Below are 26,583 nucleotides of genomic sequence, written 5' to 3'. Positions count from 1 at the left end.
GTGAAGGTGAATCCATGACTACATCGACTGTAAAAACCAACCTGCTGGGTCTGACTCAACAGGAAATGGAAAAATTCTTCGACTCAATCGGGGAGAAGCGTTTCCGTGCCGGTCAGGTAATGAAATGGATTCACCACTTTGGTGTCGATGATTTCGACGCCATGACGAACGTCAGCAAGGCCTTGCGCGACAAGCTCAAGGTTATTGCTGAAGTCCGTGGTCCGGAAGTGGTCAGCGAGGACATCTCCACCGATGGCACCCGTAAGTGGGTGGTACGTGTGGCGTCCGGCAGCTGCGTCGAGACCGTGTACATTCCCCAGGGCAAACGCGGCACTCTGTGCGTTTCGTCCCAGGCAGGCTGTGCCCTGGATTGCAGTTTCTGCTCCACCGGCAAGCAAGGCTTCAATAGCAACCTCACCGCCGCCGAAGTCATCGGTCAGGTGTGGATTGCCAACAAATCTTTCGGCAGTGTCCCGGCAACCGTCGACCGTGCCATCACCAACGTGGTGATGATGGGCATGGGTGAGCCGCTGCTGAACTTCGACAACGTCGTCGCCGCCATGCATCTGATGATGGATGACCTCGGCTACGGGATCTCCAAGCGCCGCGTGACCCTGTCCACCTCGGGCGTGGTGCCGATGATCGATGAGCTGGCCAAGCACATCGACGTCTCCCTGGCGTTGTCCCTGCACGCACCGAATGACGCATTGCGTAACCAATTGGTGCCGATCAACAAGAAATATCCGCTTAAGATGCTGCTCGAGTCGTGCCAGCGTTACATGTCGTCCCTGGGCGAAAAACGTGTGCTGACCATCGAGTACACCTTGCTCAAAGACATCAACGACAAGGTTGAACACGCCGTTGAGATGGTCGAGCTGCTGAAAAACATTCCGTGCAAGATCAACCTGATTCCGTTCAACCCGTTCCCGCATTCCGGGTACGAGCGTCCGAGCAACAACGCGATTCGTCGTTTCCAGGATCAGTTGCATCAGGCCGGTTTCAACGTCACTGTTCGCACCACCCGTGGTGAAGACATCGACGCCGCATGTGGTCAATTGGTAGGGCAGGTGCTGGATCGCACCCGTCGCAGCGAACGTTATATCGCCGTGCGTGAGTTGAACGCCGACAGCGATCTGGCACAGAACGCCGCGAACACTAACTAAGAGAGGATCTCTATGTCCCTGCGCTTTGCGCTGCTGTTGCTGTTGGCCAGCTTGTGTGCTGGTTGTGTCCTGTCGGGTGACTACAACCCGATGAAGACCAGCAAGGGCCGCGATGAAGCGCGGGCTGCCTATGTGCAGTTGGGACTGGGATACTTGCAACAAGGCATGACCGAACGGGCCAAGGTGCCGTTGAAGAAGGCGCTGGAACTCGACAGTTCGGATCCAGACGCCAATGCCGCGCTCGGTTTGGTGTTTCAAGCCGAAATGGAGCCTGCACTGGCCGACGAGCATTTCCGCAAGGCCTTGTCCTCGCGTCCCGCCGATGCCCGTATCCTCAACAACTACGGCAGTTTTCTCTACGAAGAACAGCGTTATAAAGAAGCCTACGAGCGTTTTGAACAGGCGGCCGCCGATACCCTGTATCCTGAGCGCTCGCGTGTGTTCGAGAACCTCGGCATGACGGCGGCGAAACTCGGTCAGCGTGATGTCGCGCAGCAGCAACTGGAAAAAGCCTTGCGGCTGAACCGTCAACAACCGCGCGCATTGCTGGAAATGGCTGAGTTGTCCTTCGAAGACAGGCATTATGTGCCCGCGCGTGACTATTACGACCGTTTCAGCCTGCTGACCGAACAAAATGCACGTAGTCTATTGCTCGGCGTTCGGCTGGCAAAAGTGTTTGAAGATCGCGACAAGGCCGCCAGTTATGGCCTGCAATTAAAACGACTCTATCCCGGTACGCCGGAATATCAGCAATACCTGTCGGAGCAATGATGAAAGCGGCGCATCCCGAAGTTGTAGCAGCGAATCGCGTTAACCCCGGTGAGACCCTGCGCCAGGCCCGCGAAAGCAATGGCTGGTCGCTGGCCGAAGTGGCCCTCAAGCTCAACCTCACCGTGACGTCTCTGGGCAATCTTGAAGCCGGTGCTTTCGACAAGCTGCCGGGGCATACCTTTGCTCGCGGTTACATTCGCGCGTATGCCAAATTGCTCGGCATGGATCAGACCGTTCTGGTTCAGCAGTTCGACCAGTCCACCGGCACCGATTCCCAGGGCAGCAACGTTCACGCCTTGGGCCGTATCGAAGAGCCTGTACGGGTTTCCCACACTATTTTGCGTATCGTCAGCCTGTTGTTGCTGATCGCGGTCATCGGCGGTGGTTTCGTCTGGTGGCAGGATCAGACCTCGCTGCGTACCAAGGACTTCACCAGCCTGACGCCGGAACATGTTGAAGTCGAAGGCGCCGACGGCACCACGCAGATTCACCCGATCGACGAGCCGGAAGACCAGGCGGTCGCCGAAGGTCAGGCCGAGGGGGCGACCGCTCTGGCGCTGCCGCAGTCGGAAACCACCGCGGAATCCACCGGTGCCGAAGCTACTGCTCCTGCAACATCGACTGCGCCAGCAACGCCGACCGCTCCAGCGGTTGCGCCGACTGCGCCGGTTCACACGCCAGCGCCAGTGGTTGCCACCCCGGCAACACCTGCTCCGGCTGTGCCTGCTACACCAGCACCAACCACGACTGCACCGATCGCCCCAACCGTGGCTCCAGTGGCACCAGTGGCTGGCGAAGGTCAGGTTTCAATGCAGTTCGTTGCCGATTGCTGGACGCAAGTCACCGATGGCAGCGGCAAAGTATTGTTCAGTGGTCTCAAGCGTAAGGGCGACAGCCTCGCCGTTGCCGGCAAGCCACCGTTTGCCGTCCGCCTGGGCTACGCTCGCGGCGCGCAGGTCAGCTACAACGGCCAGCCGGTCGATGTCGCTCCGTTCACCAGTGGCGAGACTGCTCGCCTGAAGTTGGGTCAATAAGTCATGCACGGCGAATCTCCAATCAAACGTCGCGTTTCGCGCAAGATCTGGGTCGGCAACGTACCGGTGGGCGGCGATGCGCCGATCGCTGTGCAGAGCATGACCAACAGCGACACCAATGACGTTGCCGCCACTGTTGCGCAAATCAATCGTCTGGAAGCCGCCGGCGTCGACATCGTCCGCGTATCTGTACCGGACATGGACGCCGCCGAGGCGTTCGGCAAGATCAAGCAACTGGTCAAAGTGCCGTTGGTTGCCGACATCCACTTCGACTACAAGATCGCTCTGCGCGTAGCCGAACTGGGCGTCGACTGCCTGCGCATCAACCCGGGCAACATCGGTCGCGAAGACCGTGTTCGCGCTGTGGTCGATGCCGCGCGTGATCGCGGGATCCCGATCCGCATCGGCGTCAACGCCGGCTCGCTGGAAAAAGACCTGCAAAAGAAGTACGGCGAGCCGACCCCAGCCGCGCTGGTTGAGTCTGCTTTGCGTCACGTTGAACACCTCGAGCGCCTGAATTTCCAGGACTTCAAGGTCAGCGTGAAGGCCTCCGACGTGTTTATGGCCGTCGAAGCCTACCGCCTGCTGGCGAAAGAAATCGTTCAGCCGCTGCACCTGGGGATCACCGAAGCGGGTGGATTGCGTTCGGGCACAGTGAAATCCGCCGTGGGCCTAGGTATGCTGCTCGCCGAGGGGATTGGCGATACTATCCGCATCTCGCTGGCGGCCGATCCGGTCGAAGAAGTGAAGGTCGGTTACGACATTCTCAAGTCTTTGCATCTGCGTTCCCGTGGCATCAACTTCATCGCCTGCCCGAGCTGCTCGCGGCAGAACTTCGATGTGGTGAAAACCATGAACGAGCTGGAAGGGCGCCTTGAAGACCTGCTGGTGCCGCTGGATGTCGCGGTAATCGGTTGTGTGGTCAACGGCCCCGGCGAAGCCAAGGAAGCCCATATCGGCTTGACCGGCGGCACGCCAAACCTGATTTACATCGACGGCAAGCCGGCGCAGAAACTGACGAATGACAATCTGGTGGACGAGCTGGAAAGGCTGATCCGCCAGAAAGCGGCCGAAAAGGTCGAAGCTGACGCTGCCGTAATTGCGCGCGGCTGACCCTGACTGAAGAGCCGAACGAATTTAAGGATTTAAAGTGAGCAAGTCATTGCAAGCCATTCGTGGCATGAACGACATCCTGCCCGAACAGACTCCCCTGTGGCGTTATTTAGAGGGCACCGTTGCGCGTCTGCTGGATAACTACGGTTACAAGCAGATCCGCATGCCGATCGTCGAGTTCACCGAGCTGTTCAAGCGCTCGATCGGTGAAGTGACCGACATCGTCGAAAAAGAGATGTACACCTTTGAAGACCGCAACGGCGACTCCCTGACCCTGCGTCCGGAAGGCACTGCGGCGTGCGTGCGTGCGGTGCTTGAGCACGGCATCACCGGCGGTGGCCAGGTGCAGAAACTCTGGTACATCGGCCCGATGTTCCGCCACGAGCGTCCGCAGAAAGGCCGTTATCGTCAGTTCCACCAGATCGGTCTGGAGGTGTTCAACCTCGACGGTCCGGACATCGACGCCGAGCTGATCATCATGACCTGGCGCCTGTGGGGCGAGCTGGGTATCCGTGATGCGGTCAAACTTGAACTCAATAGCCTCGGCACCAGCGAGTCCCGTGGGCGTTATCGTGAAGCGCTGGTCGAGTACCTCTCGGCGCACCACGACAAGCTTGATGAAGACAGCCAGCGTCGTCTGAAAACCAACCCGCTGCGCGTGCTCGACACCAAAAATGCCGACACTCAAGCGGTGCTGGTCGATGCGCCGAAAATGGCCGATTACCTCGATGACGAGTCGCGTGCACACTTCGAAGGCTTGAAGTCGCGTCTGGATGCCGTCGGCATTCCGTACGTGCTCAATCCGAAGCTGGTGCGTGGCCTCGATTACTACAGCAAAACCGTTTTCGAGTGGGTCACCGACAAGCTCGGCGCCCAGGGCACTGTTTGCGCGGGCGGTCGTTACGACGGTCTGGTCGAGCAAATGGGCGGCAAGCCGACCACCGGCGTTGGTTTCGCCATGGGCATCGAGCGCCTGGTGTTGATGCTCGAAACCCTTGAGCAGATCCCGGAAGAAATCTCCCGTCAGGTCGATGTCTACCTCTGCGCCTTCGGTGAAGAGGCCGAGCTGGCCGGTCTGGCCCTGGCTGAACGGGTTCGCGATCAACTTCCAAACCTGCGCCTGCAAGTCAATGCCGGCGCCGGCAGCTTCAAAAGCCAGTTCAAGAAAGCCGACAAGAGCGGTGCGCTGTACGCACTGATCCTCGGTGACGACGAAATGGCCCAGCAAGTGGTAGGTTTCAAACCCCTGCGTGGCCAGGGCGAACAACAAAGCATTGCCTGGGATGCGCTCGCCGCTCACCTGGCCACCTGCGTCGTGCAGGGTTGAAGCTGTCTAAACAGCCGATTTAGCGATTAAGGAGTATTGGGGTGTCGAGTACCGAAGACGAACAGTTGGCGGATTTGAAGGACTGGTGGACACGCAACGGCAAACCTCTGGTCACCGGCGGCCTGTTGGCGCTGGTCATCGTGTTCGGCTGGCAGGCTTATCACAAATATCAGGGCAACCAGTCGCAAGGCGCCTCGGTGCTCTATCAGCAATTGCTGGAAACTACGCTGACGCCTGACGGCAAGCCTGATGCTGCCCGCGTTGCGGATCTGGCCGGCAAGCTCAACAGCGAATTCGGCGGTACTGCCTACGCGCAGTACGGCAGCCTGTTCGTCGCCAAAGTGGCGGTCGACAGCGGCAAGCTGGACGACGCTGCGACCGAGCTGAAAGCCATCGTCGACAAACCGGCCAACCCGGCGCTGGGCGAAATCGCCCGTCAGCGTCTGGCACAGGTATTGGGTGCGCTGAACAAAGCTGAAGACGGTCTGAAACTGCTCGACGGCGACGCCGACAAAGCGTTCCTGGCCACTCGCGAAGAACTCAAGGGCGACCTGCTGGTGCAGCTGGGCCGTACCGATGACGCGAACAAGGCGTATCAAAAAGCCAAGGCAGCACTGTCGGATGAAGCGGCGGTCGGTGGCCTTCAAATCAAGCTCGACGACCTGGCCAAAGGGGATGCGTGACGTGATCCGTTGGAAGCATGCAGCATTGCTGGCTCTGGCCCTTCTGGCCGCGGGTTGCAGCAGCAACAGCAAGAAAGAATTGCCACCGGCTGAACTGACCGACTTCAAAGAAGAAGTGGTTCTGCAAAAGCAGTGGAGTCGTTCGATCGGTGACGGTCAGGGCGAAACCTACAACATGCTGGTGCCGGCGATCGACGGTGACACCATCTACGCCGCCGATGTAACCGGCGTGGTGATGGGCATGGATCGCAGCAACGGCGACGTGAAGTGGAAGCAAGACCTTGAACTGCCTGTCTCCGGCGCCGTTGGCGTGGGTTACGGTCTGGTTCTGATCGGTACGCTGCGTGGCGAAGTCGTCGCTCTGGACGCCAGCAATGGTGAAGAGAAGTGGCGCGCTCGCGTCAACAGCGAAGTCCTCGCGCCGCCGGCCAACAACGGCGACGTGGTGGTTGTGCAGACTCAGGACGATCGTCTGATCGGTCTGGATGCCTCCACCGGTACGCAACGCTGGGTGTATGACAGCACCCCGGCTGTTCTGACCCTGCGTGGCACCAGTGCACCGCTGGTCACCAATCGCCTCGCGGTGGCTGGCCTGTCGACTGGTAAAGTCGTCGCTTTGGACATTTCCAACGGCGTGCCGGTCTGGGAACAACGCATTGCGATTCCGCAAGGTCGTTCGGAACTGGAGCGCGTGGTCGACATCGACGGCGGTCTGCTGTTGTCCGGCGGCACCCTGTACGTTGCCAGCTATCAGGGTCGCGTCGCGGCACTGGATCTGGAAAGCGGTCGTCAACTCTGGCAGCGCGATGCGTCGAGCTACGCGGGTATTGCTCAGGGTTTCGGCAGCGTTTACGTGAGCCTGTCTTCGGGCACTGTTGAAGGCGTCGACGAGCGTTCCACCACAGCATTGTGGAGCAACGATTCGCTGGCTCGCCGTCAACTGTCGGCTCCGGAAGTGTTCTCCAGCTATGTAGCAGTGGGTGACCTGGAAGGTTATCTGCACCTGTTGAGTCAGGTTGACGGCCGTTTCGTCGGCCGTGAGCGCATCGACAGCGACGGCCTGCGTGCCCGTCCGCTGGTGGTGGGTGACACGATTTATGTGTATGGCAACAGCGGCAAACTGGAAGCCCTGACCATCAAGTAACAACTATGCTTGGGGATAACACCCCAGGCAGCTTCACTAGTGGAAGTGAACCTGTTCACTCCCACAGTGTTGCCCCGAGCACCAGCCGCTGCCTCGCAGCGGCTTTTGTATTTTCTGAAATAACGAAGTGGAGAGCCGCATGGTTCCCGTAATCGCCCTGGTGGGCCGACCGAACGTCGGCAAGTCCACCTTGTTCAACCGCCTGACCAGGACTCGCGACGCCATCGTCGGCGACTTGTCCGGTCTGACCCGTGATCGCCAGTACGGTGAGGCCAAGTGGCAAGGGCGTTCCTACATTCTGGTCGACACCGGTGGTATCTCCGGTGACGAGCACGGTATGGACGAAAAAATGGCCGAGCAGTCGCTGCTGGCCATTGAAGAAGCAGATGTTGTGCTGTTCCTGGTAGATGCCAAGGCCGGTTTCACCGCCGCCGACCAGATGATCGCCGAACACCTGCGCAAACGTAACAAGCGTTCCTACGTGGTTGCCAACAAGGTCGACAACATCGACCCGGAAATGGCCCGCGCTGAATTCGCACCACTGGGCATGGGCCACGCGATTCCAATCGCTGGTGCTCACGGCCGTGGCATCACGCAGATGCTGGAAATCGCCCTGGGTGATTTCCCGCGTGATGAAGAAGAGCTGGAAGACGGCGAAGAAGAAATCGTTGCCGAAGGTGAGGAAGCCAAGCGCATTCCTGGCCCGAGTGAAAAAGACGGCATCAAGATCGCCATCATCGGTCGTCCGAACGTCGGCAAATCGACCCTGGTCAACCGTATGCTCGGTGAAGACCGGGTAATCGTTTATGACCAGCCCGGCACCACCCGCGACAGTATCTACATCCCGTTCGAGCGGAATGAAGAGAAGTACACGCTGATCGACACCGCCGGTGTGCGCAAGCGCGGCAAGATCCACGAAGAAGTCGAAAAATTCTCCGTGGTCAAAACCCTGCAAGCGATCAAAGACGCCAACGTGGTGATCTTTGTGATGGACGCCCGTGAAGGTGTGGTCGACCACGACCTCAACCTGCTCGGCTTCGCCATCGAGTCGGGTCGTGCGCTGGTGATCGCGATCAACAAGTGGGACGGCATGACGCCGAGCGAGCGCGACTTCGTGAAAGTCGAGCTGCAGCGTCGTCTGTTCTTCGTTGACTACGCCGATATCCACTTCATCTCGGCACTGCACGGTACTGGCGTGGGCAACCTCTACGCGTCCGTACAGAACTCGTTCAAGTCCGCGGTCACCCGCTGGCCGACCAACCGTCTGACCCAGATTCTGGAAGACGCGGTGGGCGAGCACGCACCACCGATGGTCAACAACCGCCGGATCAAGCTGCGTTACGCTCACTTGGGCGGTGCTAACCCGCCGATCATCGTGATCCACGGTAACCAGATCGAGAAAGTGCCGAAGTCGTATGTGCGCTATCTGGAGAACACTTACCGTCGTGTGCTCAAACTGGTCGGTACGCCGATCCGCATCGAGTTCAAGGGCGGCGAGAACCCGTATGAAGGCAACAAAAACACCCTGACCGACCGCCAGGTCAACAGGAAGCGTCGGATGATGTCGCACAGCAAGAAAGCCGACAAAAAGCGCCGCGACAAGAAGTAAGGTCGCGGGTCATTGATCGTTCCCACGCTCTGCGTGGGAATGCAGCCTTGGACGCTCTGCGTCCACCGTTTATGTGACGCAGAGCGTCACGGGATACATTCCCACGCAGAGCGTGGGAACGATCAATACGCAGAGCGTGGGAACGATCAACTTGAGAGAAGGGTGCCATCCGGCGCCCTTTTTTTATGGGCGCCGGATGGGCTATCCTCGGGCTCTCCCGCGCCGTCGTCAGAGCCGGGTGTTGAGCAGGGAACCCCCGATGATCACCAGTAAGCTGCCGAATGTCGGCATCACTATTTTCACGCAGATGTCTCAGCTCGCGGCGCAGACCGGCGCGATCAACCTGTCCCAGGGTTTTCCTGATTTCGACGGCCCGCAGTCGTTGCGCGATGCGGTCGGTCGGCACATTGCCAGTGGCCACAACCAGTATTCGCCGATGACCGGTTTGCCGGCGCTGCGCGAACAGATTGCGCTGAAAATCGCGCGCAGCTACGGCGTGCAGGTCAATGCCGACAGCGAAGTGACCGTCACTCCCGGTGCGACTCAAGCCATCTTCTGTGCGATTCAGGCGGTTATCCACAGCGGCGACGAAGTCATCGTGTTCGATCCATGCTACGACAGCTACGCACCGGCAACGGAATTGGCGGGCGGTCGTTGCGTGCATGTGCAACTGAACCCGGATGACTTCTCCATTGATTTCGACCAGCTCGCGGCGGCCCTGAGCCCGCGCACGAAAATGATCGTCATCAACACCCCGCACAACCCGAGCGGTGCCCTGATCACCCGCGCGGAACTGGATCAACTGGCAGCGCTGATCCGCGACCGCGACATCTACCTGATCAGTGATGAAGTCTACGAACACCTGGTCTTCGACAGCGTGCCCCACGTCAGCGTGCTCGCGCACGAAGAGCTCTATCAGCGCGCCTTCGTGGTCAGCTCGTTCGGCAAGACCTATCACGTCACGGGCTGGAAAACCGGCTATGTCGTTGCGCCGCCGGCACTGACCGCCGAGCTGCGCAAAGTCCATCAGTACGTCAGCTTCTGCGGCGTGACACCGCTGCAATACGCACTGGCCGATTACATGGCCGAGCACCCGGAGCACGTCGAAGAGTTGCCGGGTTTTTATCAGGCCAAACGCGACCTGTTCTGCGACCTGCTGGCCCCGTCGCGCTTCACCTTCAGCCGTGTCGCAGGTACCTATTTCCAACTGGTCGATTACTCGCAGATCCGTCCTGATTTGAACGATGTCGAGATGGCCATGTGGATGACCCGCGAACACGGCGTGGCGAGTATCCCGGTGTCGGTGTTCTACCAGAATCCACCGCAAGGCCAGCGCCTGGTGCGTCTGTGCTTTGCCAAACGCGAGGAGACGCTGCGTGAAGCGGCGGCGAAACTATGCGTGATCTGAGTGCATTACCCGATCTTAATCTGGCGCTGATCCAGACCACCCTGGCCTGGCACGACCGTCAGGCCAACTTCGAGCATTTCGAGCAACTGCTGGAGCAGGCGCGTGGGGCGGATTTGATCATCCTGCCGGAAATGTTCACCACCGGTTTCACCATGGAATCAGAAACGCTCGCCGAAGCCGAGAATGGCCCGACCAGCAAATGGCTGCGGGTTCAGGCGGCGAAACTCGATGCGGTGATTACCGGCAGCGTGATTATTCAGGCGGCAGACGGCAGCCATCGTAATCGTCTGTTGTGGGCGCGGCCGGACGGCGAAGTGCTGCATTACGACAAGCGTCATCTGTTCCGTATGGCCGGTGAGCACAATCACTACACGCCCGGCGAACGGCAGGTGCAGTTCGAACTGAAGGGCTGGCGCGTGCGTCCGCTGATTTGCTACGACCTGCGCTTCCCGGTGTGGAGCCGTGATTCGCAGGATACGGATCTGCTGCTGTACACCGCGAACTGGCCGGGTGCGCGGCGTTTGCACTGGAACCGTTTGCTGCCGGCGCGGGCGATCGAAAACCTTTGTTATGTGGCAGCGGTGAATCGCGTTGGCACTGATGGCAAGGGCTTCGCTTATACCGGTGACAGTCAGGTGCTGGATTTTCAGGGCGAGAGCTTGCTGGCGGCGGGGGAGGCGGATGGTGTGTTCAAGGTGGTGCTCGAAGCGGCGCCATTGGCGGCGTATCGCGAGCGCTTTCCGGCGAATCTGGATGCCGACACGTTTGAGTTCACCTGAAAGGATGGGGTGACGGACAGGACGCCTTCGTGAGCAATCTGATCCTTCCCACGCTCTGCGTGGAAATGCAGCCCGTGACGCTCTGCGTCACTGGACGCGGAGCGTCCCCTGATTCATTCCCACGCGGAGCGTGGGAACGATTGCCGTCAGCAGACAAAAAAAGGCCCCGAAGTTCGCACTTCGGGGCCTTTTGCATTTCAGCAATCGATTACGCCGCTTTCGCCTCAGGCTGGCTCAGCGAGCGGTTCAGCGCGCTGAACAGGGCCTTGAAGCTGGCCGTGGTGATGTTTTCATCGATACCCACGCCGTGCACCGCACGTTCGCCGTTCACACGCAGCTCGATGTACGCCGCCGCTTTGGCGTTGGTGCCAGCGCCGATTGCGTGTTCGTTGTAGTCCATGATCTCCACCGGAATCGGCAGGCCGGCGACCAGTGCTTCCAGCGCACCGTTGCCCTTGCCGCGCCAATGCAGGTTGGTTTCGCCCTGACCTTTGCTCGCCACTTCCACTTCAACATTGCTGTTGCCGTTTTCTTCCTGCAGGCGATGGCTGACCAGCGCGTACGGGGTGTTGGCTTGCAGGTATTCGCTGATCAACAGCGAGTGAATCTGCTTGGCGGTCATCTCCAGACCGAGACGATCGGTTTCACGCTGCACGACCTGGCTGAATTCGATCTGCATGCGACGTGGCAGGCTGATGCCGTATTCCTGCTCCAGCAAGTACGCGATGCCGCCCTTGCCCGACTGGCTGTTGACGCGAATCACCGCCTCGTAGCTACGGCCGATGTCGGCCGGGTCGATCGGCAAGTACGGCACTTCCCACAGCGCGTCCGGTTTCTGCTGGGAGAAGCCTTTGCGGATCGCATCCTGGTGCGAGCCGGAGAACGCGGTGTGCACCAGGTCGCCAACGTACGGGTGACGCGGGTGAACCTGAATCTGGTTGCATTCTTCGACGACTTTGCGCACGCCGTCGATGTCGGAGAAGTCCAGCTGCGGGTCGAGACCCTGGGTGTACATGTTCAGTGCGACGGTGACGAGGTCGACGTTACCGGTACGCTCGCCATTGCCGAACAGGCAGCCTTCGACGCGATCGGCGCCCGCCATCAGGCCCAGCTCGGTGGCGGCGACGCCGGTGCCACGGTCGTTGTGGGTGTGCAGGCTGATGATCACGCTGTCACGACGGTTGATGTTGCGGCCGAACCACTCGATCTGATCGGCGTAGATGTTCGGCGTTGCGCACTCAACGGTGGCGGGCAGGTTGAGGATCATCTTGTGCTCAGGTGTCGGGTTCCACACCTCAATCACCGCATCACAGACTTCCTTGGCAAATTCCAGCTCGGTAGCGCTGAAGGTTTCCGGCGAGTATTCGAACGTCCACTCGGTGTCCGGCTGCATCGCGGCGTATTTGACGAACAGCTTGGCAGCGTTCACGGCGATGGCCTTGATGCCGTCCTTGTCCTGGTTGAAGACGATACGACGGAAAGAAGGCGAAGTGGCGTTGTACAAGTGAACGATGGCTTTCTTCGCGCCGCGCAGGGATTCGAAGGTGCGCTCGATCAAGTCTTCACGACCCTGGGTCAGCACCTGAATGGTGGTGTCGTCCGGGATGTGGCCTTCTTCGATGAGGGTGCGCACGAAGTCGAAGTCGGTTTGCGAAGCGGCCGGGAACGAGGCTTCGATTTCCTTCACGCCGACTTGCACCAGGGTTTTCCAGAAGCGCAGCTTTTTCACCGCGTCCATCGGCTCGATCAGCGACTGGTTGCCGTCACGCAGGTCGGAGCTGCACCAGATCGGCGCGGTGTCGATGGTTTTCGACGGCCAGGTGCGATCCGGCAGGTTGATGACAGGAAACGCGCGGTATTTCGAAGACGGGTCTTTGAGCATGCTCATCGGGAAATTCCTTATTGTCTGGGCCGAAAAAAGGCGGCCTGCCGGTGTTACGAATATGTTGGGAAAAGCTCTGGGCGAGGCGCAGCGATTCAGCCTGGCAGTCGTGCGCTGACGAGGCACAGGCTGCGGTGCTGGCGAAGCTGAATGAGGGTGTGAGAGGTTTTCATGCCTTCAACCCTAACCGCGAGGGGAGAGGATGGCAAGCAGTCGAAAAAAATTGAGAGGAATACTCGGAATGAGGGGTTTTGCAGGATTTTATTGCGAGTAAGTCAGCGGATCTTATTGAAGTTTGCGTGAGGTTAGATTGGGACGCAATTGACGGTGGTGGGTGTCAGAGGGTGTTTTAGTGGTTTTGAGGCCGTCTTCGCGAGCAAGCTTTGCTCCTACAAGTATGCGGTGTCCTTGTAGGAGCAAAGCTTGCTCGCGAAGAGGCCATTAGCCTCACCGAATTCCTTAAGGTTGAAACGCACCAATGAAAATCGCCGGATCCACCCGCGCATCATTCAGGCTGACATTCCAGTGCATATGCGGCCCGGTCGCGCGGCCGGTCATGCCCACCTTGCCCACCACCGCGCCACGTGCCAGTTGCTGGCCATCTTTCACATCAATCTTCGACATATGGCAGAACATGCTGATAAAGCCCTGCCCGTGATCGACAAACACCGTGTTGCCATTAAAGAAGTAGTTGCCGATCAGAATCACCTTTCCCGCCGCCGGAGTCTTGATCGGCGTGCCTGCCGGCACCGCAAAGTCGAGGCCCGCGTGCGGATTGCGTTCTTCACCATTAAAGAAGCGACGTACACCAAACTTGCTCGACAGCGGCCCGTTCACCGGTTTGTCCAACAGCAGATTGCTCGGCGTATTCGGGCTGAAACTGCGATAGGCCTTGATCTGCACGGCCAGCTCACCCTCGATGCGCTTGAGGTTCGACTGATCCGGATTGACCTGCTGCTTGTTCTTCAGGGTGATGTGCTGTTCCGGGTATTTCTTGTTGCCGACAGTAAACGGCAGATTACGGCCGCCACTGCTGATCTGCTGCGCACCCGGTTTGACCGTCAACGGCACGCCGACGATTGCCAGCCAGTTGTCCTGTTCCTTGACCACCAGCACCGGTTTGCCTTGATAGGTGGCGGTCGGCGCCTGCGCGGCCGTGCCCAGATCAACCACGGCGACGCCACCCGGTACCGGTTTGTTGAGCATCCGGGTGATGTAGCTGTCGGCATGGGCGTTGAAGGTCAGGCAGAGCAAAAACAGTGGAGCCAGAAAACGCGGCATGGATCAGTCCAGTAAAGAAAGGGTGACAGGCGTCAGGTGATTGTCTTCGACGCGCACTTGCAGTTCGCCTTCGCCGAGTTTGGCTTTCAGGCGCTGGCCGGTGTGGGTCTGCGCGGCGTTACGAATCGCATGGCCGCGCTCATCGAGCAGAATGCTGTAACCACGACCGAGGGTCGCCAACGGGCTGACCACATGCAGCGTCTGCATCTGACTGTGCAGTTGCAGACGACGGTTTTTCAGGCCTTCACGCATGGCACGCGGCAGACGCTCGGCGAGGCTGTCTAGACGCTGGCGCAACATCGCCAACTGGCGGCCTGGGTGTTGCCCGGCGAGGCGGGTTTCCAGACGGATCAGCCGTTCGCGACGGGTATTGAGACTGCGCTCGAAGGCCCGGCGCATGCGCATGTCCAGATCATCCAGACGTTGCGCTTGCTGGCGCAGACGTTCGCCGGGATGACGCAGGCGACGCGCCATGCCTTCGAGGCGCAGACGATCACGCATCAAACGGTCACGCATGCGCATCACCAGGCGGCGGTGCAGGCTTTCGACCTGGCGGATCAGATGGCTGGAATCAGGCGCGAGCAATTCGGCAGCCGCAGATGGCGTCGGTGCGCGAACGTCAGCAACAAAGTCACTGATCGACACGTCGGTTTCATGGCCGACAGCGCTGACAATCGGCGTCACGCAAGCATCAACGGCTCGCGCCACGGCTTCTTCGTTGAAGCACCAGAGGTCTTCCAGCGAGCCGCCGCCACGGGCGAGGATCAGCGCATCGAAGCCACGGGCATCGGCCATTTTCAGCGCGCGAACGATTTGTGCGGTAGCTTCGCGGCCCTGTACGGCGGTCGGAATCAGCGTCAACTGAACCTGCGGCGCACGACGGCGGAACACGCTGATGATGTCGCGAATCACCGCACCCGTCGGCGAACTGATAATGCCGATGCGCTGCGGATGCGCGGGCAACGGCACTTTGCGTTCGGCGCTGAACAGGCCTTCGGCGCTGAGCTTTTCTTTCAGCGCATCGAACGCCAGACGTAGCGCGCCGTCACCGGCAGGCTCGACGGTGTCGAGAATCAACTGATAGTCGCCACGGCCTTCGAACAACGAAACCTTGCCGCGCACTTTCACCGCCAGGCCATCCTTCAACGCTTGGCGCACGCGCGCGGCGTTCTGCCGGAACAGCGCGCAACGCACCTGCGCGCCACTGTCCTTGAGCGTGAAGTAGATGTGCCCGGACGCCGGTCGGGCGAGGTTGGAGATTTCGCCTTCGACCCAGATGTTGCTGAACACGTCTTCGAGCAACACCCGCGCGCGGCCGTTGAGCTGGCTGACGGTCAGGACTTCACGGTCCAGGCCAAGTCTTGCAAAAGGATCTTTAATCATGGGGCGCAGTTTAAAGGCATTGTCCCGCTCATTGCACGATCCCCGTAGGAGCTGTCGAGTGAAACGAGGCTGCGATCTTTTGATCTGGTTTTTAAGATCAAGGTCAAAAGATCGCAGCCTTCGGCAGCTCCTACAGGGGAGTGGTGAAGGTCTGGAGGAAGTGGTGGATCAGGGGGCTGGGGTTCTGGCGGTAGGCGAGGGCGACGGTGCTTTGGCAGTCGGGATCGCTCAGCGGCAGAAATTGTACGCCGCTCGGTGCAATGTCTTGCATTGATTCCGGCAGCAGGGCAATGCCGAATCCGCCCTGAATCAATTGTAACTGTGTGGTCTTGCGCGACATCACCCGCGCCGCTTTCGGGAAGAAACCCTGGCGCATGCACAGATCGGCGCACAAATAGCTCAGGCCGCCGCGCTGTGGATGGGGAATGGAGATGAAGGCTTCGTCCTTGAGCTGCGCCAGTTCCACCGTATCCAAGGAGGCCAATCGATGGTCCGCCGGCACGGCCAGCAACAGGCGTTCACTAAACAGCGGCACGATCTGAATGCCTTCGCGCTGACGCAGCACTGGCAGGCGCAGCAAACCGACATCGAGGCGACCTTCGGCCAGTTCCTCCAATTGCGCCTCGGAAGACAGCTTGCCGATATCCAGCGACACGCCCGGTTGTTGCTGTAGATAAGCGCCGATATCGCTGAGCAAACGCCCACTGATCGGCACGGTGCTGGAATGGCTCAAACGCAGGGTGCCGAGTTGCCCGTTACCGACTTCGGTGGCCATGACGCTGGCCTTGTTCAGTTCGATCAGCAGATTACGCGCTCGCGGCAAAAACGCTTCGCCCGCCGCCGTGAGTCGCGGCTGACGTGCTGTGCGCTCGAACAGCGGCGTTTGCAGGTGCGTTTCCATGGCCTTGATCTGCCGGCTAAGCGCCGATTGGGCAATGAACAAGCGCTCCGCCGCCGCACTGAAACTGCCGCATTCAGCGATTTCAACGAAGTAACGCAATTGTCGGGTGGAAAGCATCAGGTATGCCTTTTCGAGATGACTTGGCGACTTTGAAGATATTAGTCGCAAGCGTTGGCGCTGGCTAAAGTCATCTCAGGCTTATTAAGGAAGCGCATCAATGAGCGTGGCGGGTTTGTTGAGTGAGTGGTCGTGGGGCGCGCAAGGCTGGGTGATCATCGGCTTGGGCGTCGTGCTGGCTTATATCGTCTTCGGTATCGCAGGGTTCGGCACGGCGTTGGTGGCGGGGCCGATTCTGATTCTGTTCATGCCGTTGTCGAAGATCGTGCCGCTGCTGGTGTTGCTGGATTTCGTCGCGGCGTTCGGCAATCTGCTGCCGTCGCGGCGCGATGTCGCTAAGCCGGAGTTGTTGCGGTTGCTGCCGTGTATGGCGGTCGGTTGTACGTTGGGGGTGATTTTCCTGCTCAACCTCAAGTCCGACCTGCTGTTGCTGTTGATGGGGCTGTTTATCAGCGCTTACGCGATTTACAGCCTGTGGGTGAAAGCGCGGCCGACGCAATTGTCGGCCGGTTGGGCAGTGCCGATGGGCACGGTGGGTGGGTTATTTGGTGCGCTGTTTGGCAGCGGCGGCTTTTTATATGCGATTTATTTGAACAGCCGATTGCCGAAGGAAGCGGCGCGGGCCACGCAAAGTGCGCTGATCAGTTGCAGCACGGTGGTGCGTTTGAGCCTGTTTGCCATCGCCGGAGTGTATGCCGAGCTACCCTTGTTGATGTTGGCGCTGTGTCTGTTGCCGGCCATGGCGTTGGGGTTGTGGGTCGGGCGGCGGTTGACCATGAGGTTGTCGCGCGAGGCGTTTGTGCGATTGGTGACGTGGCTGGTGCTGGCGAGCGGGGTGGCGTTGATCGGGCGCTATCTCAGCACTTGACCGGATTTTGTCAGGGATTAAGCTGCCGGCCGCACTGACGCCATCGCGGGCAAGCCTTGCTCCTACAAGGTTCACATGAGCTTGTAGGAGCAAGGCTGGCCCGCGATGGCGGCGGAGCGAGCATCGCAGAAATCCCATTTGACGTCGCAGGCTGCACCATGAATTCGCAAAGCATCATCGTCCCGAAAATCTCCACCCTGCCGGTGCACGAACCCCGGGCCCGGGCGATCGTGCGCTGGCTGGTGCGCAAAAACATCGTCAAGGAAGAGCTGAGCACCTGCGGCCGCACTGGCAATCGCATGGCTTACGCGATTGCCGATGGCGCGCGGGCCGTGGTGCTGCACCCGCAGGCGTTGCCGTTCGGCGAGCCCATCAACGGTCTGGAAATCGTCACCAAACGCTGCATCTATACCCCGGCCAAAGGGTTTCTCGGAGAAGCCGGTTGTGCCGAATGCCGTCGCGAGATCGGCGAGGCACTGTTCGAAAGCCTGGAAGACTGGATGCCTGGGCGCACCGATAACTTCACTTGCCCGGAATGCGGGCACGAAGACGACATCAACGGCTTCCTGTACCTGCAAGAGTGCGGGTTCTCCAACCTCGGCTTCATCTTCAACAACTGGCTGGAAGCGGGTTTCAAACAGAGCTTCCTCGACGAGTTCGCCGACTGGCTCGATCTCCCCGTCAGTTGGGTAAAAGTAGAACTCTGACCCTCAAATATTCCCTGTAGGAGCTGCCGAAGGTTGCGATCTTTTGATCTGGTTATTAACAGACAACGTCAAAAGATCGCAGCCTCCGGCAGCTCCTACAAAAAACAGGGTTTTCCGTATATCAATTAGACTGAGTTTTACGTTGATCCGAAGGGGGTGTCTGACTATAATGGCGCGCTTCCATTTTCCCGCTCGGGAGCCCCCGCGATGCTGCGTATCAGCCAAGAAGCTCTGACATTCGACGACATTCTCCTAGTGCCTGGTTATTCCGAGGTGCTTCCTAACGAAGTCAGTCTCAAGACCCGCCTAACCCGTGGCATCGAGCTGAATATTCCTCTGGTTTCTGCTGCAATGGACACCGTTACTGAAGCCCGTCTGGCAATTGCCATGGCTCAGGAAGGTGGCATCGGCATTATCCACAAGAACATGACCATCGAGCAGCAAGCTGCCGAAGTTCGCAAGGTCAAGCGTTACGAAGCCGGTGTAGTCAAGGATCCGATCACCATCGAGGCTGATGCCACGGTGCGTGAACTGTTCGAACTGACCCGTCTGCACAACATTTCCGGCGTTCCGGTACTGCACGATGGCGACCTGGTCGGCATCGTCACTTCCCGTGACGTGCGTTTCGAAAACCGTCTGGAAGCCACCGTCCGTGAAGTGATGACGCCTAAAGAGCGTCTGGTCACGGTCAAGGAAGGCGCCGACAAGAACGACGTTCGCGAGTTGCTGCACAAAAACCGCATCGAACGCGTTCTGATCGTTGACGACAAATTTGCCCTCAAAGGCATGATGACCGTTAACGACATCGAAAAAGCCAAAGCCTACCCGCTGGCCAGCAAGGACGATCAAGGTCGTCTGCGCGTTGGCGCTGCTGTCGGTACCGGTAAAGACACCGGTGACCGCGTCGCCGCTCTGGTCAATGCCGGTGTGGACGTGGTGGTAGTCGATACCGCTCACGGTCACTCCAAAGGCGTGATCGACCGCGTTCGCTGGGTTAAACAGAATTTCCCTGAAGTGCAGGTGATCGGCGGCAACATCGCCACCGGCGCCGCTGCCAAGGCTCTGGCCGAAGCAGGCGCTGACGCAGTCAAGGTCGGTATCGGCCCTGGCTCGATCTGCACCACCCGCATCGTCGCCGGTGTCGGCGTCCCGCAAATCAGTGCCATCGCCAACGTTGCTGCTGCCCTTGAAGGCACTGGCGTACCGTTGATCGCCGACGGCGGCATCCGTTTCTCCGGTGACCTGTCCAAGGCCATCGTTGCCGGTGCTTCCTGCGTGATGATGGGCTCGATGTTCGCCGGTACTGAAGAAGCGCCGGGCGAAATCGAACTGTTCCAGGGCCGTTCGTACAAGGCGTATCGCGGCATGGGTTCGCTGGGCGCCATGTCCCAGGCTCAAGGTTCTTCCGACCGTTACTTCCAGGATTCCTCGGCAGGCGCCGAGAAACTTGTTCCGGAAGGCATCGAAGGCCGTGTGCCGTACAAAGGCACCCTGAGCGCGATCATTCACCAGTTGATGGGCGGTCTGCGTTCCTCGATGGGCTACACCGGTAGCGCCAACATCGAAGAAATGCGCACCAAGCCTGAGTTCGTGCGGATCACCGGTGCTGGCATGGCCGAATCCCACGTGCACGACGTGCAGATCACCAAAGAAGCGCCAAACTACCGGGTCGGCTAACGCCGACAGCTATAAGCCACAAGCTATAAGCTGCAAGCGGTACTGCATTCATGCAGCTACCGCGCAGCTTCCGATAACTTGCAGCTTGCAGCTTGAAGCTTGCAACTGCTTTTCAGAGCTCTACCATGGCCCTCGATATTCACGCTCACCGCATCCTGATCCTCGACTTCGGTTCGCAATACACCCAACTGATCGCCCGCCGCGTGCGCGAGATCGGTGTGTACTGCGAACTGCACCCGTTCGACATGGACGAAGATGCGATCCGCGAATTCGCTCCTAAAGGCGTCATCCTCGCCGGTGGCCCCGAGTCCGTACACGTCGCCGACAGCCCGCGCTGCCCACAGGCAGTGTTCGATCTGGGCGTACCGGTTTTCGGTATCTGCTACGGCATGCAAACCATGGCCGAGCAACTGGGCGGCAAGGTTGAAGGTTCCGAGCTGCGTGAGTTCGGTTACGCCCGCGTTGATGTAGTCGGCAAGAGCCGCCTGCTCGACGGCATCGAAGACCACATCGACGCTGATGGCCTGTTCGGCCTCGACGTCTGGATGAGCCACGGTGACAAGGTCACCAAGATGCCGGAAGACTTCCACGTTCTCGCCAGCACCCCGAGCTGCCCGATCGCCGGTATGTTCAACGACGACCGTGGCTACTACGGCGTGCAGTTCCACCCGGAAGTGACCCACACCAAACAGGGCGGTCGCATCCTGTCACGCTTCGTTCTCGACATCTGCGGCTGTGAAGCCCTGTGGACGCCGTCGAAGATCGCTGAAGACGCCATCGCCAACATCCGCGCACAAGTCGGCACCGACAACGTGCTGCTGGGTCTGTCCGGCGGCGTTGACTCCTCGGTGGTTGCCGCGCTGCTGCACAAAGCCATCGGCGACCAACTGACCTGCGTCTTCGTCGACAACGGCCTGCTGCGTCTGCACGAAGGCGAGCAAGTGATGGCCATGTTCGCCGAGAACATGGGCGTCAAGGTGATCCGCGCCAACGCTGAAGAGCAGTTCCTGAACAACCTGGCCGGCGAAGCCGATCCAGAGAAGAAGCGCAAAATCATCGGTCGCACCTTCATCGACGTATTCGATGCCCAGTCGAACAAACTGGACAACATCAAGTACCTCGCTCAGGGCACCATCTACCCGGACGTGATCGAGTCGGCTGGCGCGAAAAGCGGCAAGGCCCACGTGATCAAATCGCACCACAACGTGGGCGGCCTGCCGGAAGAGATGAACCTGAAACTGGTCGAGCCACTGCGCGAACTGTTCAAGGACGAAGTCCGTCGTCTGGGCCTGGAACTCGGCCTGCCGTACGACATGGTCTACCGTCACCCATTCCCGGGCCCGGGCCTGGGCGTACGCATCCTCGGTGAAGTGAAAAAGGAATACGCCGACCTGCTGCGTCGTGCCGACCACATCTTCATCGAAGAACTGCGCAAAGCCGACTGGTACCACAAAGTCAGCCAGGCCTTTGTCGTGTTCCAGCCAGTGAAATCGGTTGGCGTGGTTGGTGATGGCCGTCGTTACGCCTGGGTCGTTGCCCTGCGCGCCGTAGAAACCATCGACTTCATGACCGCGCGTTGGGCGCACCTGCCTTACGAACTGCTGGAAACCGTCTCCGGCCGCATCATCAATGAAATCGAAGGCATTTCGCGCGTTACTTATGACGTGTCGAGCAAACCGCCTGCGACGATTGAGTGGGAATGATTGGGCGTCCGGCATTGTCCGGCACCACCTAGCAAGAAATGCCCTGAAGCCCGCGTAATTGCGGGCTTTTGGCTTTTTGGGTCTGGCACTTTCCGGCAGCTTTGTGCATCGCCAAGCACCGTGTTTATGTGGCATGGTACGGGGTATTGACTGAGCCAAATGCCATGCTCGGCGTTCGATACCATGTCATCTCTGTTGAAGAGAGCATGGTATCAAATCCCCTTTTTCGTCCGAATTCATTGGGTTTTCCTGCGATTTTGGGTGCGCTTCTGAGCATGGTATTTTTTGAACGGAATCCGAGAGTCCCATGCTGACCGATACCAAGCTGCGTAATCTCAAACCGAAAGAAAAACTCTACAAGGTGAATGACCGAGACGGGCTCTATGTGGCTGTCACGGCGGCGGGGTCAATCTCGTTTCGCTACAACTACTCCATCAACGGCCGACAAGAAACGATCACGTTTGGCCGTTATGGCGTAGGCGGCATCACGCTTGCAGAAGCGCGAGAGCGGCTTGGTGAGGCCAAAAAGATGGTTGCGGCTGGCAAATCACCTGCTAAGGAGAAAGCCCGTGACAAGGCCCGTAGCAAGGGCGCGGAGACATTTGATGCTTGGGCAGAGAAATGGCTACGCGGTTACCAGATGGCCGACTCGACCCGTGACATGCGCCGCTCTGTTTACGAGCGTGAGCTGAAACCTAAGCTCGGCAATCAGAAACTGGTAGAGATTAACCACGAGGACCTGCGAGCGCTGACCGATGCAATCGTGGAGCGAGGTGCTCCGGCCACGGCGGTGCACTCTCGTGAGATCGTAATGCAGGTGTTCCGATGGGCGATTGAGCGTGGCCAGAAGGTCGAGAACCCGGCCGATCTGGTGCGCCCTGCAAGCATCGCTAAATTTGAGCCCCGTGACCGCGCTTTGGGCCCTGACGAAATCGCGTTGATGTACCAATACATGGACCGCATCGGCACCGCCTCCTCTGTGAGAGCTGCGGCTAAGCTGCTGTTGCTCACCATGGTGCGCAAAAGTGAGCTGACCAACGCCACCTGGGACGAGATCAATTTTAGCGAAGCTCTGTGGACCATTCCGAAAGAGCGGATGAAGCGGCGCAACCCCCATTTGGTGTACTTATCTAGACAGGCGCTGGATTTCTTCATTGCATTGAAGACCTTTGCTAGTGGCTCGGATTACGTCTTGCCCTCACGCTACGATTCTGACTTGCCAATGAGCACCGCAACGATCAATCAGGTGCTGACGCTGACCTATCGGCTTGCGCAGAAAGAAGGGAAGCCACTGAGTAAGTTCGGACCACATGACCTGAGACGGACAGCAAGCACGTTGCTGCACGAAGCAGGTTACAACTCAGACTGGATTGAGAAGTGCCTTGCACACGAGCAGAAGGGCGTGCGGGCCGTCTACAACAAGGCTGAATACCGGGATCAGCGCCGGGCAATGCTTCAGGACTGGGCAGATATGATTGATGAATGGACGTGCAAAAAACACGTCCAGAGAGCTGATTTTGGTCTTCGTGATGCTTTAAGCACACAGTGATCCATCTGCTTTTGTAGCGAAAAGCCCACATCTGTGGGTTTTTTTCTGTCCGCAAATTACCCGTTTGTGGGACACATTTTATTGTTGAAATGTCGGAGGAAAAAATTCCTGTAAAAACAAACGTCTGGATATATTTTACTGTCCGGAAATTAGACGTTTTACGGTAGCTAAGTAACTGATATTAAAGATAAAAATGACTAATTTTTTGCTGGAAAGCTCTGGAATTGTGGGGCAATAATCGAACCTCTATATGCGACAAAACGAGGAGTTCGGTGTGGAGAAAGAATCGAGAAAAGGGAACAAGGTCCTCATCAGCAAGAAGCAACTGCTGGCAATAATTCCGCTGTGCGAGCGCACGATTTACAACTTTGAGAAACTAGGGAAATTCCCGCGACGCATCGCTCTTAGCAGTCGTAAAGTCGTGTGGGATTTGGCCGAAATTGAGGCATGGATCGATACCTGTAAGGAATCCGGCCCAGCACCCCGCCCCGGAATGGGGGCCTGAACTGTGGCGATTGACCTACGAAAAGCTTTCGAGAATAAGCCGCCACCGCTGGATTATGTTTTGCCTAGCATGGTGAGCGGTACGGTCGGGGCGCTGGTGTCGCCCGGCGGTGTCGGCAAATCCATGCTGGCCTTGCAAATAGCCGCACAGATCGCCGGTGGCCCTGATCTCTTGGGATTGGGCGAGCTACCCACTGGTCCGGTGATCTATCTGCCTGCCGAAGATCCTACCGCCGCTATCCATCATCGGTTGCATGCTCTAGGGGCGTATCTCAGTGAGGAGCAGCACCAAGCGGTTGCCGCTGGCCTGGTCATCCAGCCGCTGATCGGCAGCCAGCCCAACATCATGAAGCCTAACTGGTTCGACTGGCTCAGGCGAGCTGGTGAGGGCCGTCGCCTGATGGTGCTCGACACCTTGCGCCGGTTCCACATCGAGGAAGAGAATTCCAGCGGCCCGATGGCTCAGGTCATCGGCCGCATGGAGGCTATCGCCGCCGAGACCGGTTGCTCAATCGTGTTTCTGCACCACACCAGTAAGGGCGCGGCCATGATGGGCGCAGGCGACCAGCAGCAGGCCAGTCGTGGGTCGTCCGTGTTGGTCGATAACATCCGGTGGCAATCGTATCTGTCCGGCATGACGCAGAGCGAGTCTGAGGAGTGGGGAGTCGAGGACAGTCAGCGTGGGTATTTTGTCCGCTATGGTGTCAGCAAAGCCAACTACGGCACACCCTTTCAGGAGCGTTGGTTCCGTCGGAATGAGGGCGGTGTACTGAAGCCCGCCGTGCTGGAGAAACAGCCCAAGGCCAAGAGGGCGCGACTTGTCGCAGCGACATATTAAACCAGCCTACGCCCTACTTGACCCCGCCCACGTCTTTGACGGGCTGTTCGTGCCTACCAAGGGTAAAAAACGAGGACGCTTGCTCGTCGAGCCGCGCCGCTTCGGTAAGCTAGAAATCGGATTTCAGGGGTTTGAGCAACTTGGAGCCGATGATCAGTCAATTCTGTACGCCCTGACGGCTCAGCTTGGTATTGCAAAGCTTGTGATCGAAAGCACCTCAGCCGGGCCAATCAATAAGCAGCTACGCCTTGCGTTGGAGTTTAATCAAGATGACGGCGCTCCGTTGGCGAGCAAACGCACCAGCCTGCGAAGTCTACTTATTGACGCTGGATATCAAGACCCTGAGAGTGGGCGGGCATTGAAGGCGGCAAAAGAGAGCTTGAATCGTCTGGCCAATACACAGATTCGAGAGATTAACCGCCAAACGGGATGGGATCGGCGTTGCAACCTCATCTCGGTCAGCTTTAACCATAAAACCGGTGAAATCCATATCGCAGCAAACCCGCGTTTAACGGATGCAGTTTTTCATGGACAGTACGTCAAAGTCTCACTGTTCGAGCGCAACGAGCTGGAGACAGGAGTGGCGAAAATTCTACATGCTTGGCTGTGCTCGAATATCCGGCTAGGTCGGGCGTTGGGTAACGGAAATGGGGCACACCTCGATACCATTGCACCGCATGTTTGGGGCGGTGCGGCTTGGGCTCTATTCGGCGCCTCAGACCGTAGCAAGAAGCGCTACCAGTTACGGGCGGCATTGCACGAAATTGCAGACCAAACCCGGAGCTTGCATGGCGGCTATGGCTGGTCCATCGACCAGATGAGCAGTGGACTAGTGCTGGTCAGCCGCCCAAAAAGTATGCCACTAATCGAACAGTATTCAGGTTGTGAGACGCCCAGCGAGTATCACGACTTAACTCAAGCCCCGGCGTAGGTGGCAACATCCCCCGGCCTAAGTGGAAACTACCACCGGCCTAGGTGGAAATAAATCACGTGGCAAATACGGGCGCAAAATCGCGCTCCATCTGGCTTCCAGCCTTTTCGCGAAATTCCGCTCTAAGAAGTCCTAAGAGACTTCTACTCTGCGCGCAAAGCGCTGCGCCTCGAGGCGCAGCTCATTACTTACAACTCTTGATCGGTCTACAGCCTTTGGACACCAAAAGGAAAGGCCGTGGGCTGGACTGTTCAAGGCGCTTACCAAGAGACCGGAGGAGCCATCAACGGCACTTTCAAGGGCTTGGTGCACGCTAGGGGTTCTTAGACCCCGGAAATTGCCCAAAATGGATAATTGCGCAGATCTGCCCACGCGTTGGCATTCGACCTGACCAATCATTTGCATCGGATGTGACCATCACGCTGCGCGGCCATGATCGGCAAAGAACAACCCTAAGCTGACAGTGGCGACGCGCAGAGATCGGCCATAGGCCGACGATGGACATGATTCCTATGGTTCCGTAATGTACCTAAAGGTCATGTCGCTTTTCATGATCGCCAATGTCGCGCTTCTAGCTCGACCCTCAGCCCGACCGAGGAGTTACCTATGAAAATGGACCGTTATCCGACATCAATGTCGTCCAATAATAGTTAGAAGCCCTTAACGACATGAACCTGGCCGAATTATCAATATCTGAGTTGCTCAAGCTGCACTCTGCCGCAATTGATGAGCTTAAAAATCGTGGCGTACTTAGAACAAAAAATAACCCTGTCGGGGATTATGCCGAATGGTTGGTTTCATCGGCCTTCAACCTAACCCTTGCAAATAATTCAGCCGCAGGCCACGACGCCGAATCCAGAGACGGGAAAAAGATTCAAATCAAAGCGCGTCGCATAACCGAAAATAACCGTTCAAAGCAGCTAGGTGTCATTCGAAACTTAGAAAAAAATGACTTTGATGAACTCATAGCTGTAATTTTCAATGAGTCATATGAAATCATTGAAGCGTATTCAATTCCACACTCTGCAATCACAAAGTACAGCGCGCATAGAGTACATGTTAACGGCCATATTTTGCACCTGCGCGGAGCCTTGCTGCTAGACAACAGCGTTCTGGACATTAGCGACAAGTTAAAGGTTTCTAACAATGTGTTAAGATCACTCGTTTCACTCTCTGGGACCGGTGAAGCCGGCCCATTAGCTAATCGTTAA

General features: G+C 58.2%; 23 protein-coding genes. 19 read left to right on the top strand and 4 right to left on the bottom strand.

What is annotated here, in order from left to right:
- The first annotated feature begins 14 nt into the window (after positions 1–14).
- The 10 genes from rlmN to QMX93_RS08715 all read left to right on the top strand — a co-directional run bounded on the left by rlmN (position 15) and on the right by QMX93_RS08715 (position 11,031).
- Positions 15–1,163, top strand: a complete 1,149-nt coding sequence (gene rlmN, locus QMX93_RS08760) for a 23S rRNA (adenine(2503)-C(2))-methyltransferase RlmN (RefSeq protein WP_008084652.1) — start codon at positions 15–17, stop codon at positions 1,161–1,163.
- Positions 1,164–1,175: 12 nt separating this feature from the next.
- Positions 1,176–1,934 (top strand): type IV pilus biogenesis/stability protein PilW, encoded by a 759-nt coding sequence (pilW, locus tag QMX93_RS08755; protein ID WP_053123531.1) that lies wholly within the window; start codon positions 1,176–1,178, stop codon positions 1,932–1,934.
- Positions 1,934–2,968 (top strand): RodZ family helix-turn-helix domain-containing protein, encoded by a 1,035-nt coding sequence (locus tag QMX93_RS08750; RefSeq protein ID WP_159813968.1) that lies wholly within the window; start codon positions 1,934–1,936, stop codon positions 2,966–2,968. Before pilW ends, QMX93_RS08750 begins: the two co-directional genes overlap by 1 nt.
- Before the next feature lie 3 nt (positions 2,969–2,971).
- The gene (gene ispG / locus QMX93_RS08745) at positions 2,972–4,081 is read left to right on the top strand and encodes a flavodoxin-dependent (E)-4-hydroxy-3-methylbut-2-enyl-diphosphate synthase (protein ID WP_008084646.1); all 1,110 of its coding nucleotides are present in this window, start codon (positions 2,972–2,974) and stop codon (positions 4,079–4,081) included.
- A gap of 37 nt (positions 4,082–4,118) precedes the next feature.
- Positions 4,119–5,408, top strand: a complete 1,290-nt coding sequence (gene hisS, locus QMX93_RS08740; RefSeq protein ID WP_053123527.1) for a histidine--tRNA ligase — start codon at positions 4,119–4,121, stop codon at positions 5,406–5,408.
- 41 nt (positions 5,409–5,449) lie between these two features.
- On the top strand, positions 5,450–6,091 hold the full coding sequence (locus QMX93_RS08735) for a tetratricopeptide repeat protein (protein ID WP_053123524.1): 642 nt from the start codon (positions 5,450–5,452) through the stop codon (positions 6,089–6,091).
- Positions 6,084–7,235 carry an outer membrane protein assembly factor BamB gene (gene bamB, locus QMX93_RS08730; protein WP_053123522.1) on the top strand — a complete coding sequence of 384 codons (1,152 nt, stop codon included), beginning with the start codon at positions 6,084–6,086 and terminating at the stop codon, positions 7,233–7,235. The genes QMX93_RS08735 and bamB overlap by 8 nt, the downstream gene beginning before the upstream one ends.
- A gap of 139 nt (positions 7,236–7,374) precedes the next feature.
- Complete coding sequence (gene der, locus QMX93_RS08725) at positions 7,375–8,844, top strand: ribosome biogenesis GTPase Der (protein WP_282354655.1); 1,470 nt, start codon at positions 7,375–7,377, stop codon at positions 8,842–8,844.
- A gap of 259 nt (positions 8,845–9,103) precedes the next feature.
- Positions 9,104–10,252 (top strand): pyridoxal phosphate-dependent aminotransferase, encoded by a 1,149-nt coding sequence (locus tag QMX93_RS08720; RefSeq protein WP_282354652.1) that lies wholly within the window; start codon positions 9,104–9,106, stop codon positions 10,250–10,252.
- Positions 10,240–11,031: an amidohydrolase gene (locus tag QMX93_RS08715; protein ID WP_282354650.1), complete on the top strand. Its 792-nt coding sequence runs from the start codon at positions 10,240–10,242 to the stop codon at positions 11,029–11,031. Before QMX93_RS08720 ends, QMX93_RS08715 begins: the two co-directional genes overlap by 13 nt.
- A gap of 208 nt (positions 11,032–11,239) precedes the next feature.
- Here the strand turns inward: QMX93_RS08715 and leuA are convergent, their stop codons facing one another.
- The 4 genes from leuA to QMX93_RS08695 form a co-directional block, all read right to left on the bottom strand.
- A complete protein-coding gene (leuA, locus tag QMX93_RS08710; protein ID WP_053123514.1) occupies positions 11,240–12,919 on the bottom strand; it encodes a 2-isopropylmalate synthase in 1,680 nt (559 codons plus the stop codon).
- Between the two features lie 453 nt (positions 12,920–13,372).
- A complete protein-coding gene (locus QMX93_RS08705; RefSeq protein ID WP_282354647.1) occupies positions 13,373–14,194 on the bottom strand; it encodes a peptidoglycan DD-metalloendopeptidase family protein in 822 nt (273 codons plus the stop codon).
- A gap of 3 nt (positions 14,195–14,197) precedes the next feature.
- On the bottom strand, positions 14,198–15,577 hold the full coding sequence (xseA, locus tag QMX93_RS08700) for an exodeoxyribonuclease VII large subunit (RefSeq protein WP_008082520.1): 1,380 nt from the start codon (positions 15,575–15,577) through the stop codon (positions 14,198–14,200).
- Between the two features lie 130 nt (positions 15,578–15,707).
- Positions 15,708–16,595 carry a LysR family transcriptional regulator gene (locus QMX93_RS08695; protein ID WP_282354641.1) on the bottom strand — a complete coding sequence of 296 codons (888 nt, stop codon included), beginning with the start codon at positions 16,593–16,595 and terminating at the stop codon, positions 15,708–15,710.
- Positions 16,596–16,695: 100 nt separating this feature from the next.
- Between QMX93_RS08695 and QMX93_RS08690 the strand changes: the two genes are divergently transcribed.
- The 9 genes from QMX93_RS08690 to QMX93_RS08650 all read left to right on the top strand — a co-directional run bounded on the left by QMX93_RS08690 (position 16,696) and on the right by QMX93_RS08650 (position 26,583).
- Positions 16,696–17,463 carry a sulfite exporter TauE/SafE family protein gene (locus QMX93_RS08690; protein ID WP_282354639.1) on the top strand — a complete coding sequence of 256 codons (768 nt, stop codon included), beginning with the start codon at positions 16,696–16,698 and terminating at the stop codon, positions 17,461–17,463.
- 158 nt (positions 17,464–17,621) lie between these two features.
- On the top strand, positions 17,622–18,170 hold the full coding sequence (locus tag QMX93_RS08685; RefSeq protein WP_053123506.1) for a sugar ABC transporter ATPase: 549 nt from the start codon (positions 17,622–17,624) through the stop codon (positions 18,168–18,170).
- Between the two features lie 207 nt (positions 18,171–18,377).
- Positions 18,378–19,847 (top strand): IMP dehydrogenase, encoded by a 1,470-nt coding sequence (guaB, locus tag QMX93_RS08680; RefSeq protein WP_064118939.1) that lies wholly within the window; start codon positions 18,378–18,380, stop codon positions 19,845–19,847.
- Between the two features lie 125 nt (positions 19,848–19,972).
- Positions 19,973–21,550 carry a glutamine-hydrolyzing GMP synthase gene (guaA, locus tag QMX93_RS08675; protein ID WP_212545604.1) on the top strand — a complete coding sequence of 526 codons (1,578 nt, stop codon included), beginning with the start codon at positions 19,973–19,975 and terminating at the stop codon, positions 21,548–21,550.
- Between the two features lie 307 nt (positions 21,551–21,857).
- A complete protein-coding gene (locus tag QMX93_RS08670; RefSeq protein WP_282354630.1) occupies positions 21,858–23,099 on the top strand; it encodes a site-specific integrase in 1,242 nt (413 codons plus the stop codon).
- Between the two features lie 274 nt (positions 23,100–23,373).
- Positions 23,374–23,604 carry an AlpA family phage regulatory protein gene (locus tag QMX93_RS08665; RefSeq protein WP_192420199.1) on the top strand — a complete coding sequence of 77 codons (231 nt, stop codon included), beginning with the start codon at positions 23,374–23,376 and terminating at the stop codon, positions 23,602–23,604.
- Between the two features lie 3 nt (positions 23,605–23,607).
- A complete protein-coding gene (locus QMX93_RS08660; RefSeq protein ID WP_282354628.1) occupies positions 23,608–24,441 on the top strand; it encodes a helicase RepA family protein in 834 nt (277 codons plus the stop codon).
- Entirely contained in the window at positions 24,422–25,372 is a 951-nt protein-coding gene (repC, locus tag QMX93_RS08655) for a replication protein C, IncQ-type (RefSeq protein ID WP_282354626.1), read from the top strand. The genes QMX93_RS08660 and repC overlap by 20 nt, the downstream gene beginning before the upstream one ends.
- A 668-nt stretch (positions 25,373–26,040) precedes the next feature.
- A complete protein-coding gene (locus QMX93_RS08650) occupies positions 26,041–26,583 on the top strand; it encodes a hypothetical protein (RefSeq protein WP_282354625.1) in 543 nt (180 codons plus the stop codon).

This window comes from Pseudomonas sp. PS01303, assembly GCF_029959385.1.
In the GTDB taxonomy this organism is placed as follows: domain Bacteria; phylum Pseudomonadota; class Gammaproteobacteria; order Pseudomonadales; family Pseudomonadaceae; genus Aquipseudomonas; species Aquipseudomonas rustica.
The sequence above is the reverse complement of the archived record's forward strand: the minus strand, read 5'-3'. Positions and strand labels throughout refer to the sequence as shown.

Excerpts from the sequence above, each read along its gene's own strand:
- guaA (WP_212545604.1), top strand. The coding sequence starts at position 19,973 with ATGGCCCTCGATATTCACGCTCACCGCATCCTGATCCTCGACTTCGGT.
- QMX93_RS08750 (WP_159813968.1), top strand. The coding sequence starts at position 1,934 with ATGAAAGCGGCGCATCCCGAAGTTGTAGCAGCGAATCGCGTTAACCCC.
- QMX93_RS08670 (WP_282354630.1), top strand. The coding sequence starts at position 21,858 with ATGCTGACCGATACCAAGCTGCGTAATCTCAAACCGAAAGAAAAACTC.
- QMX93_RS08690 (WP_282354639.1), top strand. The coding sequence starts at position 16,696 with ATGAGCGTGGCGGGTTTGTTGAGTGAGTGGTCGTGGGGCGCGCAAGGC.
- bamB (WP_053123522.1), top strand. The coding sequence starts at position 6,084 with ATGCGTGACGTGATCCGTTGGAAGCATGCAGCATTGCTGGCTCTGGCC.
- QMX93_RS08695 (WP_282354641.1), bottom strand. The coding sequence starts at position 16,595 with ATGCTTTCCACCCGACAATTGCGTTACTTCGTTGAAATCGCTGAATGC.
- ispG (WP_008084646.1), top strand. The coding sequence starts at position 2,972 with ATGCACGGCGAATCTCCAATCAAACGTCGCGTTTCGCGCAAGATCTGG.
- pilW (WP_053123531.1), top strand. The coding sequence starts at position 1,176 with ATGTCCCTGCGCTTTGCGCTGCTGTTGCTGTTGGCCAGCTTGTGTGCT.
- leuA (WP_053123514.1), bottom strand. The coding sequence starts at position 12,919 with ATGAGCATGCTCAAAGACCCGTCTTCGAAATACCGCGCGTTTCCTGTC.
- rlmN (WP_008084652.1), top strand. The coding sequence starts at position 15 with ATGACTACATCGACTGTAAAAACCAACCTGCTGGGTCTGACTCAACAG.
- xseA (WP_008082520.1), bottom strand. The coding sequence starts at position 15,577 with ATGATTAAAGATCCTTTTGCAAGACTTGGCCTGGACCGTGAAGTCCTG.
- QMX93_RS08715 (WP_282354650.1), top strand. The coding sequence starts at position 10,240 with ATGCGTGATCTGAGTGCATTACCCGATCTTAATCTGGCGCTGATCCAG.
- der (WP_282354655.1), top strand. The coding sequence starts at position 7,375 with ATGGTTCCCGTAATCGCCCTGGTGGGCCGACCGAACGTCGGCAAGTCC.
- QMX93_RS08705 (WP_282354647.1), bottom strand. The coding sequence starts at position 14,194 with ATGCCGCGTTTTCTGGCTCCACTGTTTTTGCTCTGCCTGACCTTCAAC.
- QMX93_RS08650 (WP_282354625.1), top strand. The coding sequence starts at position 26,041 with ATGAACCTGGCCGAATTATCAATATCTGAGTTGCTCAAGCTGCACTCT.
- guaB (WP_064118939.1), top strand. The coding sequence starts at position 18,378 with ATGCTGCGTATCAGCCAAGAAGCTCTGACATTCGACGACATTCTCCTA.
- QMX93_RS08720 (WP_282354652.1), top strand. The coding sequence starts at position 9,104 with ATGATCACCAGTAAGCTGCCGAATGTCGGCATCACTATTTTCACGCAG.
- QMX93_RS08685 (WP_053123506.1), top strand. The coding sequence starts at position 17,622 with ATGAATTCGCAAAGCATCATCGTCCCGAAAATCTCCACCCTGCCGGTG.